The sequence below is a fragment of the Streptomyces sp. NBC_00250 genome (genome assembly GCF_036192275.1).
GTDB lineage: Bacteria > Actinomycetota > Actinomycetes > Streptomycetales > Streptomycetaceae > Streptomyces.
Map to the genome: position 1 here is coordinate 7859840 of NZ_CP108088.1, position 12517 is coordinate 7872356.

The 12517-nt window shown below is 73.0% G+C and carries 11 protein-coding genes; 6 read left to right on the forward strand and 5 right to left on the reverse strand.

Annotated features, from left to right (window positions below; translation table 11 throughout):
- Window positions 1-246: 246 nt before the first annotated feature.
- The 4 genes from OG259_RS35695 to OG259_RS35710 all read right to left on the reverse strand — a co-directional run bounded on the left by OG259_RS35695 (window position 247) and on the right by OG259_RS35710 (window position 3972).
- Window positions 247-855 carry an Rv1733c family protein gene (locus OG259_RS35695; RefSeq protein WP_328945998.1) on the reverse strand — a complete coding sequence of 203 codons (609 nt, stop codon included), beginning with the start codon at window positions 853-855 and terminating at the stop codon, window positions 247-249.
- An 88-nt stretch (window positions 856-943) separates the two neighbouring features.
- On the reverse strand, window positions 944-1768 hold the full coding sequence (locus OG259_RS35700) for an MOSC domain-containing protein (protein WP_328945999.1): 825 nt from the start codon (window positions 1766-1768) through the stop codon (window positions 944-946).
- Between the two features lie 55 nt (window positions 1769-1823).
- A complete protein-coding gene (locus OG259_RS35705; protein ID WP_328946000.1) occupies window positions 1824-2327 on the reverse strand; it encodes a DUF6643 family protein in 504 nt (167 codons plus the stop codon).
- A 385-nt stretch (window positions 2328-2712) separates the two neighbouring features.
- Window positions 2713-3972 (reverse strand): glycosyltransferase, encoded by a 1260-nt coding sequence (locus OG259_RS35710; protein WP_328946001.1) that lies wholly within the window; start codon window positions 3970-3972, stop codon window positions 2713-2715.
- 58 nt (window positions 3973-4030) lie between these two features.
- Between OG259_RS35710 and OG259_RS35715 the strand changes: the two genes are divergently transcribed.
- From OG259_RS35715 to OG259_RS35740, 6 genes are all read left to right on the forward strand, one after another.
- Complete coding sequence (locus OG259_RS35715; protein ID WP_328946002.1) at window positions 4031-4825, forward strand: glutamate racemase; 795 nt, start codon at window positions 4031-4033, stop codon at window positions 4823-4825.
- Window positions 4826-4972: 147 nt separating this feature from the next.
- Complete coding sequence (locus tag OG259_RS35720; protein WP_328946003.1) at window positions 4973-5545, forward strand: hypothetical protein; 573 nt, start codon at window positions 4973-4975, stop codon at window positions 5543-5545.
- A 113-nt stretch (window positions 5546-5658) separates the two neighbouring features.
- The gene (gene lnt / locus OG259_RS35725; protein ID WP_328946004.1) at window positions 5659-7392 is read left to right on the forward strand and encodes an apolipoprotein N-acyltransferase; all 1734 of its coding nucleotides are present in this window, start codon (window positions 5659-5661) and stop codon (window positions 7390-7392) included.
- A gap of 135 nt (window positions 7393-7527) precedes the next feature.
- Window positions 7528-8010, forward strand: coding sequence for an NUDIX hydrolase (locus OG259_RS35730; protein WP_266902379.1), 483 nt, complete (start codon window positions 7528-7530; stop codon window positions 8008-8010).
- A 55-nt stretch (window positions 8011-8065) separates the two neighbouring features.
- On the forward strand, window positions 8066-8941 hold the full coding sequence (locus OG259_RS35735) for a 3-hydroxybutyrate dehydrogenase (RefSeq protein WP_328946005.1): 876 nt from the start codon (window positions 8066-8068) through the stop codon (window positions 8939-8941).
- 77 nt (window positions 8942-9018) lie between these two features.
- Window positions 9019-10917 carry a helix-turn-helix domain-containing protein gene (locus tag OG259_RS35740; protein WP_328946006.1) on the forward strand — a complete coding sequence of 633 codons (1899 nt, stop codon included), beginning with the start codon at window positions 9019-9021 and terminating at the stop codon, window positions 10915-10917.
- 83 nt (window positions 10918-11000) lie between these two features.
- Here OG259_RS35740 and OG259_RS35745 read toward each other — a convergent pair whose 3' ends face one another.
- The gene (locus OG259_RS35745; RefSeq protein WP_328946007.1) at window positions 11001-12368 is read right to left on the reverse strand and encodes an MFS transporter; all 1368 of its coding nucleotides are present in this window, start codon (window positions 12366-12368) and stop codon (window positions 11001-11003) included.
- Window positions 12369-12517: the final 149 nt, after the last annotated feature.

The window sequence follows — 12517 nt, forward strand, 5'->3', positions numbered from 1 at the left end:
TCGCCGCTGATCCGATGCCCCACCGTAGCGCGCGCGGGGGCACGGGGTTGACGGGTCGTGGGCCCGCACCGGTACGTGCGGTGGAGCGGGTACCGGGCTCGTGTCACGCGCGGTCAGGGGACGGTCGCGGGTGGTCGAGGTCGGTCGGGCTCGGTCGCGCGCCGGCATCGGCGGGGCCCCTGGAACCGGCGCCGGTTCCACTGCCGGTCCAGCCGCCGGGTTCGACCGCTGCCTTCGGCCTTCGGCTCAGCTGCCGGTACCGGTCCGGCCCCAGTCGGGGCCCGTCGCCGCCCACGCGCGGTCGAGGCGCGCGTACCGCAGCAACACCAAGCGGCGTACGGCGAGGCGGCGGACGATCTCCACCATGAGGCCCGCGAGGAGGGCGGCCGTCAGACCGGCGACGGCCGCGTGCGCGCGGGCCGTGTCCGCCTGCATCGGCGGCGCCACCGGATGCCCGTACCGGTCGGTCCAGATCGGGAAGGTGGCGCCCGGAGCGGCGGTCCGCCGGGCCGTCGTCACCGTTCCCGTACGGGCCGAACCGTCGGGCGCGGTCCACTGGGCCACGACGGAACGGCGCAGCCGCTCCTCACCGGCCGCCTCCGCGGCCCGGGGTCCGCTCGCGGGCCGGTCGGCGGGCCGCAGGACCCGGGCCGTCGTCGGCACGCGCTGCTCCTGCTGGGTGCGGACCGCGCGCTGGAGCGAGCCGTGGGCGGAGGCGCCGGCCGCCCAGCCGGTCAGGGGCACCACGACACAGAGCACCGCGACCGCCGCGAACGCGACCCAGGCCTCCACGAGATCGGTGGTCCGGCGCAGGGGATTGTGCCGCCAGCGCCAGAGTCCGATGGCTGCGCGCACGTCGGAACCCCCTCGTTGCTCAACGCTCCTTCAACGAGTGTGCCCCGGGGGAGGGTTCCGCGCCTGTCGGGCCGGGAAGTGTGACGCGTCAGTCGAGGATCTTCACCTCGTCGCCGACCCGGACCGTACCGGTGTGCTCGGGGACGAGGTTCTGGCCGAAGATGACCCGGCCGTCGCTCTTGCGGTGCCGGGCGAGGGTCCGCAGTGGTTCCTTGCCGCGCTCGGCGGTGAACTGGTTCGTGGTGGTGACGACACAGCGTCCGCACGGCCGGGCGACCCGGAAGGTGACCTCTCCGACGGCGAGCCGCGTCCAGCCGTCCTCCGCCCAGGGGGTGGTCCCCTCGACCACCAGGTTCGGCCGGAACCGGTTCATCGGCAGGGGACCCTCGTGGGCATGGTCCCCCTGGGCGATCAGCGAGTTGAGGGCGTCCAGCGAGGACGTGGTGGCGACGAGCAGCGGATAGCCGTCCGCGAAGCTCACCGTCTCGCCCGGCAGCGCGTACTCCGGGTCGACCGGACGCCGGTGCTCGGGCGCGTCCATGTGGACCAGCCGGAACTCGCCCTCCAGGTACGCCGAGAGCCAGCCGGCCGCCTCGGGGCCGGCCGGCACCGCCTCCACCGGCTTGTCGAAGATCTCCACCGTGACCGTGGACGAGGGGTGCGGCACCTCGATGGTCAGCGGCGGGTGGCCGGACGCGGACAGGGTGATCCCGCCGTCCGGCAGCGGCTCCGCCGTGGCCAACGCCATCCGGGGGTGACGGCGTTGGGTCACGACCTTGTCCGACGCGTCGACGACGGCCCAGCGGCGGTCCCCGGCCAGCCCCCAGGGCTGGACCTCGGCCTCCGTGGGGGCCAGCGCGCGCATGGCCTTCACCGGATGGACGTGGACGGAGCGGAGCACAGGAGTCGGCATACGGTCATCCTGCCAGCCGCTCCGGAACCGACGTCGTCCGGAGTGCGAAAGCCGGTCAGTAACCCCCGCCCTGGTAGGGACGGTTGTACGGGTCGTCGTACTGCATCGGCGCGGGAGCGGGCCGGGGGGCCGCCGGACGCATCGCCTCGTACCCCGCGGGCGCGGGGCGGGGCGGCTGCGCGTACTGACCGCCCTGGTAGCCGCGCGGGGCCACCTGCTGCTGCGGGATGTACGGGGCGGGGGCGTGCTGCAGGGGCACGGGGGCCATCTGCGGCGTGGGCTGCGGGTATCCGTAGCCGTTGCCGTAGGAGGGCTGCGGGGAGGGCGCCACCGGAAGGGCGGGCAGTGCCGCGGGGAGCGCCGGCAGGTAGGAACCGCTTGAGGGGAAGCTGCTGCCGGAGGCCTGGAAGCTGCTGCCGGTGTCGTAGGCGGCGGGCACTCGGATCGGGGCGATCTGAGGCGTGCCCCGCTCCGCGACCAGGGAGTCGTAGATCGGGGTGTCCGGGAAGGACGGCGCGGTGTGGTAACCGCCTCCATAGGTGGAGCGGGGGGAGGTCATGGCACATAAGTTAAGCCCACGATGTGCTGGTTGGGGAGACCGATTAGAGGGTTGTTTGACGGGCTTCGTGAAGAAGCGGATCCCCAATCCGAGCGAACGTGACAAAAACGGGCGCCGTTGAGTCTCAAGATCGCGTAAAAGCCGAGTTCGGAGGGGGTTACCGGCGGGTCGGACGCCCCGGACCGACCTCGGGGCCCCGGGCATGAAGAACGCATAAAGAAAAGGTGCCGAGAAGGGGTGGGGGAAGTGATCATGGGCATGATTAAGCGTCAATCCGCAGCCGCCCGGGGCGATGTGTACACGCCGAATTGACGGCGCTACTCCCCGTGTCGGAAAAACCATTTCCGTTAAGAAGACGCCCCGCCCACCCGAAGTGACCGAACGGTCACCGGTCCGGTGCAGCCTCCGGGCGCGCGTACGTCCGGCCCTTCCACGCCGCACCGACACCCCGGTAGTGCCGCACCGCCGAGTCCACCGTCATCAGGAGATAGAGGAACGCGGTGAACGGCAGCAGCGGAGCGAGCCACAGCGGCTGCCGGTAGTAGCGGAGCATCGGCACGTACGTCCCCGCCATCACCGCCCAGGCCGCACCACCCGCCCAAGCCGCCACCCCGTCCCCGCCCGACACACCCGCCACCAGGGCCACCGGCGGCACCAGATAGACGAGCACGAGCCCCGCCACCGTCCCCGCGAGCAGCAGCGGGTTGTGCCGCAACTGCGCGTACGCGCTCCGCGCGACCATCCGCCACAGCTCGCCGAGTCCCGGATACGGGCGCACGCTGTCGACCCGCTCCGCGAGCCCCAGCCAGATCCGGCCACCGGCCCGCCGCACCGCCCGCGCCAGCGAAACGTCGTCGATCACCGCCTGCCGGATCGCCTCCGGCACGTCCGCCGCCACCGCCGTCTCCGTCCGCAGCAGCACACAGCCACCCGCGGCGGCCGTCGCGAGCGGCCGCGCCCGGTTGATCCAGCGGAAGGGATAGAGCTGCGCGAAGAAGTAGACGAACGCGGGCACGACCAGGCGCTCCCAGAAGCTCACCACCCGGAGCCGGGCCATCTGCGACACCATGTCCAGCCCGTTGGTCGTCGCCGCCGACACCAGGAGGCGGAGACTGTCCGGCTCATGGGCGATGTCCGCGTCCGTCAGGAGCAGAAAACCCGGTCCGCGCGTGCGTGCCAGCGCCATGCCGTGCCGCAGCGCCCACAGCTTGCCCGTCCAGCCCGGCTCGGGCTCGCCAGGCGACACCACGGTCAGCGGCAGCCCTCCGTGGCGGGCGGCGAGCTCGGCGGCGAGCTTCCCCGTGCCATCCGTACTCCCGTCGTCCACCAGGATCACCTCGGCGACGCCCGGATAGTCCTGCGCGAGGAGCGACGGCAGGCTCAGCGGCAGCACCCCGGCCTCGTCCCGCGCCGGCACGACGACGGCCACGCGAGGCCACGGCTCCGACTCGGTGTGCGTGGGCGGTCGGCGTTCCGGCTCCGTGGGTGTGAGGGGCCGGCGTTCCCGCTCCGTGGGTGTGCGGGGCTCGACGTCGCGGGAGGTCGGTGGCAGCCGCTGGTCCGTGCGCCAGAAGAAGCCCTGGCCCAGCAGCAGCCAGACCCAGACGGCCAGGGAGACGAGCGCGAACCAGGTGAGGGTGCTCATTCGCGGCAGTCTGCCCCAGATCGCGGGGGACAGAATGCTCATCGGCTAGGGTGACCGGGTGAAGATCGCGCTCATGGACTCCGGCATCGGCCTCCTCCCGGCAGCGGCCGCGGTGCGGCGACTCCGGCCGGACGCCGATCTCCTCCTCTCGAACGACCCCGACGGCATGCCCTGGGGACCGCGTACCCCCGAGGACCTCACGGAGCGCGCCGTCGCCGTCGCCCTCGCCGCCGCCGAGCACCGCCCGCAGGCACTGATCGTGGCTTGCAACACGGCCACCGTGCACGCTCTGCCCGCCATCCGCGCCGCCCTCGAACCGGACATCGCCGTCATCGGCACCGTGCCCGCGATCAAGCCCGCCGCCGCGGGCGGCGGCAAGGTCGCCATCTGGGCCACCCCGGCCACCACCGGCAGCGCCTACCAGCGCGGACTCATCCGCGACTTCGCCGACGGCGCCGAGGTCACCGAGGTGCCCTGCCCCGGACTCGCCGACGCCGTGGAGCACGCCGACCCCGAGGCCGTGGACCGGGCCGTCGCCGCGGCGGCCGAGCTCACCCCCCGGGACGTCCGCACCGTCGTCCTCGGCTGCACCCACTACGAACTGGTCGAGGAGCGCATCCTCGCCGCGCTCCAGGACCGCCGCGGCGCCGGACTGCCCCCGCTCGTCTTCCACGGCTCCGCCGACGCCGTCGCCGCTCAGGCGCTGCGCCGCGTCGGCGCGGAACCCACCCCCGACGCGGCCCCCACCGGCAGCCTCTCCGTCCTGCTCAGCGGTCGTCCCGGACGGCTCCCCGCCACGGCCCTGGGGTACGCCGAAGGCCGGCTCCTCGGGGCGGTCGCGCCCGCGCACTGAGCCGGACGCCCACCGGCTGCCCGCCGGCCCCTCACCGACCGCGCGTGGACGTCTCCGGCCGCTCGCCGCGGCTGCCCCTCACCGACCGTGCGCGGACGACTTCGTCCCGTCGCGCTGTTCCTGACGATCCTGGGTACTCTTCCCGATATGAGGGAGCATGCCCGGAATCAGTACGCCGACGAGCCGACGCCCGCCGTGTGGACCGGCCGCGCCACCAACCGCTTTCAGTGGCTCGCGGCCGCCGCCGGTGCCGCCTGCGTCGCCCTCGGCATCACCCTCGCCGTCGCATCGGCCTGGACCTCGGGCATCGCACCCCTCCTGATGGCCGTGATCGGCTGCGTCGCCGCCGGACTGCTCGTCCTCTTCGGCACCCTCGCCTTCGTCCATGTGGCCGTGAAGGTCGACGACCGCGCCATGGAGGTCCGCTGCGGCCACATGGGCGTGCCGCGCCGCCGTATCCCCCTCTCCCTCGTCGTCGGCGCCGACTTCGAACCGAGCGTCACCCCGCGCCACTGGGGCGGCTGGGGTTACCGATGGCGCCCCGAGAAGGGCACGGCCGTGGTCGTGCGGCGGGGCGAGGGCCTGATCCTGCGGCTGGGCGACGGACGGACGTTCACGGTCACCGTCGACGACGCCGAGTCCGCGGTCCGCGTCATCCGCGACCACCTCCGCGACATGGCCCCGCCGACACCGCCCGCGCCGACCGGCCGCCCCGTCTGACTCCGGATGCGCGGGGACCGGCGTGAGCCCGGGACCCGGGGCGGGTCACCCGGCCCGGCGTTCGGCCCGCCCGCTCCCCTCGGTCGACAGGAACGACCCGTAGACTCCGCAAGGTGAGCGCCACCATCACCCCCGTCGACGCGTCCGGAGCCGACACCGCACCCACGCCGGGCTCCCGGCTGTCCCGGCTGCGGCGGTTCGTACGGCCCGGGGCGGCTCTGCTGTCCGGGTTCCTGCTCTACCTGAGCTTCCCGCCACGCCCCCTGTGGTGGCTCGCCCTGCCGGCCTTCGCGTTGCTCGGCTGGACCCTGCGGGGCCGTCGGCTCCGCGCCGGGTTCGGCCTCGGGTACCTCGCCGGGCTCGGCTTCCTGATGCCCCTCCTCGTCTGGACCGGCGAGGAGGTCGGCGCGGGCCCCTGGCTCGCCCTCGCCGCGGTCGAGGCGCTCTTCGTCGCCGTCGCCGGCCTCGGCATCGCGGCGGTCTCCCGGCTTCCGCTGTGGCCGGTCTTCGCCGCCGCCGTGTGGATCCTCGCGGAGGGGGCACGCGCGCGCGTGCCGTTCGGCGGCTTCCCCTGGGGCAAGATCGCCTTCGGTCAGGCCGACGGGATCTTCCTGCCACTCGCCGCCGTGGGCGGCACCCCGGTGCTCGGCTTCGCCGTCGCCCTCTGCGGCTTCGGCCTGTACGAGACGTACCGCCAGATCCAGGCCCGCCGGGCCCCGGGCACGGGCACGGCATCCGACACGGACGCCACCCCTGGTACGGACGCCACCCCTGGTACGGACGCCGCCACCGTCGCGGACACCGCCACTGGTGCGGACAGTGCCTCCGGTACCCGCACCGGCGCCAGGACCCTCCCGCGCGGCCCGCTCGTCGCCGCCGCGCTCGCCGTGCTCGTCCCGGTCACCGGCGCCCTCGCGGCGCTGCCGCTCGTCGACGACTCGGCCGAGGACGGCACCGCCACCGTTGCCGCCGTGCAGGGCAACGTGCCCCGCCTCGGCTTCGACTTCAACGCCCAGCGCCGGGCCGTCCTCGACAACCACGCCGCCCGCACCCGCGAACTCGCCGAGGACGTGAAGGCCGGCCGCGCGCCCCAGCCCGACTTCGTCCTCTGGCCCGAGAACTCCTCGGACATCGACCCGTACGCGAACGCCGACGCGGCCGACGTCATCGAGGGCGCCGTCCGGAAGATCGGCGTACCGACCGTGGTCGGCGCGGTCATCGCGCCCGAGACCGGCAAGCTCCGCAACACCCTCATCGAGTGGGACCCGGACCGCGGCCCCGTCGCCACGTACGACAAGCGGCACGTCCAGCCCTTCGGCGAGTACATCCCGATGCGGTCCTTCGTCCGCATCTTCAACAGCAACGTCGACCGTGTGAGCCGCGACTTCGGCGCCGGCACGAAGATCGGCGTCTTCGACCTGGCCGGTACGAAGGTGGGCCTCGCCACCTGCTACGAGGCGGCCTTCGACTGGGCCGTGCGGGACACCGTCACGCATGGCGCCCAGCTCATCTCCGTACCCAGCAACAACGCCACCTTCGGGCGCAGCGAGATGACCTACCAGCAGCTCGCGATGTCCCGGGTACGGGCCGTCGAGCACAGCCGGTCGGTCGTCGTGCCCGTCACCAGCGGGGTCAGCGCCATCATCCGCCCCGACGGCGAGATCGTCGCGGAGACGAAGATGTTCACCCCGGACGTCCTGGTCGAGAAGGTGCCGCTGCGCTCCTCGCTGACCCCGGCGACCCGGATGGGCACCCTGCCGGAGGCCCTGCTCGTGGCGCTCGCGGCGGCCGGTCTCGGCTGGTCGGCCTTCCGTTCGGTACGGGCCGGGCGCACGCGGTCGGAGTGAAGCGGAACCCGGGCCGGGCGCACGCGGTCGGAGTGAAGCGGAGTCCGGGCCGGGCGCACGCGGTCCGAGTGGAGCGGAACCGGGCCCGGGAAAGAGGGCCCGCGACCCGATCCGTAGATGATCTAGGGTCGGGGCATGGCTACCCCTGACTTCATCCGGGCCCTGCGCGAGACTGCCGGCCACCAGCTCCTCTTCCTACCCGGGGTGAGCGCCGTCGTGTTCGACGACCGGGGCCGGGTGCTGCTCGGCCGACGCGCCGACAACGGACGCTGGGCGGTCATCGGGGGCATCGTCGAGCCCGGCGAGCAGCCCGCCGACTGCGCGGTGCGCGAGGTCTTCGAGGAGACCGCCGTGCGGTGCGAGGTCGAGCGGATCGTGCTCGTCGAGACCCTCCGCAAGCCCGTCGTCTACCCCAACGGCGACCAGTGCCAGTTCCTGGACGTCTCCTTCCGCTGCCGCGCGGTGGGCGGTGAGGCACGGGTGAACGACGACGAGTCGACCGAGGTCGGCTGGTTCGACGTGGACGACCTGCCGGAGATGAAGCGTTTCTCGTATCTGCGGATCGAGAAGGCGCTGGCCGACGAACCCACATGGTTCCGCACCACAGAAACCAGCTGAACTATGGGACCGGAGCACATCGGTGGGGGAGTGGGCCCTTCATAGGGTGCGGAGCATGAGCGCCCCCATCACCGTCCCCGGTGCCGCAACGGATCTCGATTCCGCAGCGGGTCCGGACTCCGCGTCCGGTCCCGGCTCGGTCTCCGCCGCACCCCGGCCCCATGCCGTCGTCCTCGACCTCACCGGCCGCACCGCGGTCGTCACCGGCGCGGCCGGCGGCATCGGGCGCGCCTGCGCGCTGCGGCTCGCCGCCTCGGGGGCCCGGGTCAGAGCCGTCGACCGTGCGGCCGAGGGCCTGGAGACCCTGGCCGAGGAGGCCGCCGCGCTCCCCGGGAGCCTCGAACCCCGGCTGCTCGACCTCACCGATCTGGACGCCGCCGAGGCCGCCGCCGACGGCGCCGACATCCTGGTCAACAACGCCGGACTCCAGCTCGTCCGCCCCCTCCACGAGTTCCCGCCGGACGTCTTCCACACCGTTCTCACCGTGATGCTGGAAGCGCCGTTCCGCCTCATCCGGGGTGCCCTGCCGCACATGTACGCCCAGGGCTGGGGCCGGATCGTCAACATCTCCTCCGTCCACGGGCTGCGCGCCTCGGCCTTCAAGTCCGCGTACGTGGCCGCCAAGCACGGCCTGGAGGGCCTCTCCAAGACCGCCGCCCTGGAAGGCGCCCCGCACGGGGTCACCTCCAACTGCGTCAACCCCGGCTATGTGCGCACCCCGCTCGTCGAACGGCAGATCGCCGACCAGGCCGCGGCCCACGGCATCCCCCCGGAGCGTGTCCTCTCCGAGGTCCTCCTGAAGGACTCGGCGCTCAAGCGGCTCATCGAACCGGACGAGGTCGCCGAGGCCGTCCTCTACCTCTGCACCGCCCAGGCCTCGTTCATCACCGGTACCTCCCTCACCCTCGACGGCGGCTGGACCGCCCACTGAAGGTTGCCCCTGATGTCCCTGTGAAGGTTGTCCACAGGGGTGGTGCGACCACACGTTCGGCAGGTATCCCTGTGTCCATGTCCCACGAACACGTCTCCTATCTCGAACTCCTCTCCCGGGGAGCCGCGACGGAGGCCTACGACCGGCCCGTGCTGCTCGCCCGTGCGAGCGGCGCGGGCCCCGAGGCGCTGGCCGAACTCGAAGAGGCCAAGCAGCTCGCCCTGCGGGTCCGGGCCGAGCTGGAGGGACGGCGGCGGCGCGAGGCGGAACTGTCCGCGCTCTTCGCCACCGCCCACGACCTCGCGGGACTCCGCGACCTCGACGCCGTGCTGCGCGCCATCGTCCAGCGCGCCCGTTCGCTCCTCGGCACCGAGTGCGCCTATCTCAGCCTCAACGACCCGGCCGCCGGAGACACGTACATGCGGGTCACCGAGGGTTCGGTCTCCGCCCGCTTCCAGCAGCTCAGACTGGGCATGGGCGAGGGGCTCGGCGGTCTCGTCGCCCAGACGGCCCGCCCGTACGTCACCGACGACTACTTCGACGACGCGCGCTTCCAGCACACCCGGACCATCGACACGGCCGTACGGGACGAGGGCCTCGTCGCCATCCTCGGCGTCCCGCTCAGCCTCGGCAGCCAGGTCATCGGCGTCCTGTTCGCCGCCGACCGCAGGGCGAGGGTCTTCGAGCGCGAACAGGTCGCGCTGCTCGGCTCGTTCGCCGCGCACGCCGCCGTCGCCATCGACACGGCCAACCTCCTGGCCGAGACCCGCTCGGCCCTCGCGGAGCTGGAGCGTGCCAACGACATCATCCGCGAGCACAGCGGGGTCATCGAGCGCGCCTCGGAGGTCCACGACCGGCTGTCCGAGCTGGTCCTACACGGCGGCGGCGTCCACGACGTGGCCGATGCCGTCTCCGAAGTCCTCGGCGGAACGGTCGAGTTCACCGAGGAAGGCGCGGGAGCCGCCCGCCGCGCCGGGGGCCACGCGGTCCGCGAGGGCGACGACTGGGTCGCAACCGTCTCCGCCGGCGGCGAGACCCTGGGCGCCCTCGTGCTGCACGGCCAGCCGGACCTCGACCCGGTCGACCAGCGCACCCTGGAGCGTGCCGCGCTGGTCACCTCGCTGCTCCTGCTCGCCCGCCGATCGGCGGGCGAGGCCGAGCAGCGGGTACGGGGCGAACTCCTCGACGACCTCCTCGACGCCCCGGACCGGGACCGCCGGCTGCTCCGGGAGCGCGCGGCCCGGCTCCGTACCGACAGCGAAGCCCCGCACGTGGTGCTCGCCGCCCGGATCGACCGGGCCGGCGGCACGGCCGATCCCGATGCGGGCGGCCGCGAGAGCGCCGACCGGCAGCGCCTGTGGTCGGCCGCCACCCACCTGGCCGCCACCCGCCACGGACTCGCCTCGGCCCGCGACGGCGGAACGGTCCTTCTCCTGCCGCTCGGCCCCGGCGAGAGCGCCGCCGACCTCGCCCGGCAGACCGCGAGAAGCCTGGGCGGCACCCTGCGCGAACCGGTCACCGTCGGCGCCTCCGCTCCCGTACGCGCGCCCCTGGACCACCCGGACCAGGTGGCCGTCGCGTACGAGGAGGCCCGCCGCTGCCTCGACGCGCTCCGGCTCCTGCACCGCTCGGGCCAGGGCGCCGCCGCCGAGGACCTCGGCTTCCTCGGGCTGCTGCTCGCCGACAGCCGCGACATCCACGGCTTCGTCGAACGCACGGTGGGCCAGGTCGTCGCGTACGACCGGCGCAGGGGCACGGACCTGGTCCGCACCCTGGACGCGTACTTCGCGAGCGGGATGAGCCCGGCCCGGACCAAGGACGACCTCCACGTCCACGTCAACACGGTGGCCCAGCGCCTGGAACGCGTCGGCCGACTCCTCGGCCCGGACTGGCAGTCCCCGTCCCGGGCCCTGGAGATCCAGCTGGCACTGCGCCTGCACGCACTCTCGGACGCGGTCACGGTCACGGGAAAGTAGAGGACGGCCCGGTGCCCCGCTCGTCGACGAGCGGGGCACCGGGCCGTCCAACGCTGAAGTACGCCTCAGGCCTCTCAGACGTCTCAGGCGTCGACGCCGACCTTGGCGTCGGCGGCGGTCCGCTCCTCGATATCGCCGAGGTCCCGGTCGCGGGTCTCCTTGGCGCAGGCGATGGCGACGACGGTGAGCAGCGCGGCGGCGATCACGTACAGCGCGATCGGGGTCGAGTTGCCGAAGTCGGCGAGGAGCGCCGTCGCGATCAGCGGGGCGGGCGCGCCGGCGGCCACGGAGGAGAACTGGGCGCCGATGGAGGCGCCGGAGTAGCGCATCCGGGTCGCGAACATCTCGGAGAAGAACGCGGCCTGCGGCGCGTACATCGCTCCGTGCAGGACCAGACCGACGGTGACCGCGAGGAGCAGGCTGCCGAAGGTGCCCCGGTCGATGAGCGTGAAGAACGGGAACATCCAGGCACCGACACCGATCGCGCCGATCAGGTACACGGGACGGCGGCCGAGCCGGTCGGACAGCGCGCCCCAGAGCGGGATCACCGCGAAGTGGACGGCGGAACCGATGAGGACGGCGTTCAGGGCGGTCTGCTTGGAGAGGCCGACCTGGGTGGTCGCGTACACGAGGATGAACGCGGTGATCACGTAGTACGAGATGTTCTCCGCCATGCGCGCGCCCATCGCGATCAGGACGTCCCGCCAGTGGTGACGCAACACGGCGACCAGCGGCATCTTCTCGACCTGCCCGGCGACCGCCTTGCGCTCCTCGGCGGCGGCGAGGGCCGCCTTGAAGACAGGAGACTCGTCGACCGAGAGCCGGATCCAGAGGCCGACGATCACGAGCACACCGGAGAGCAGGAAGGGAACCCGCCAGCCCCAGGAGGCGAAGGAGGCCTCGGAGAGCAGCGCGGTCAGCGCCGACAGCACACCGGTCGCGAGCAACTGCCCGGCCGGCGCGCCGGTCTGCGGCCACGAGGCCCAGAACCCGCGCCGCTTGGCGTCCCCGTGCTCGGACACGAGCAGGACGGCCCCGCCCCACTCACCACCCAGCGCGAACCCCTGCACGAGCCGCAGCACGGTCAGCAGCACCGGGGCGGCGGACCCGACGGTCGCGTGCGTCGGCAGCAACCCGATGGCGAAGGTGGCCCCACCCATCAGCAGCAGGCTGAGCACCAGCAGCTTCTTCCGCCCCAGCCGGTCGCCGTAGTGCCCGAACACCAGCGCCCCGAGGGGCCGGGCTGCGAACCCGACCGCGTACGTCAGGAAGGACAGCAGGGTCCCGACGAGCGGATCGGACTCGGGAAAGAACAGCTTGTTGAACACGAGCGCGGCGGCGGACCCGTACAGGAAGAAGTCGTACCACTCGATGGTGGTGCCGATGAGGCTGGCGGCGACGATGCGCTTGAGCGAACCGGGTGGGGTCGGGGAGGTTGTTGCGGCGGCCATGTGCACCACTTCCAGGCATGTGCGGGGACGTTTCGGTGTCGCCACACCGTAGGAAGCAGCAGGTCAGGGTCGTATGTGGTGGGACACCATAGTTCGGGTGTGCCGTGTGCGCCCGGCCTCCATGGCCTGCTCTTGCGACCCTGCCGAAG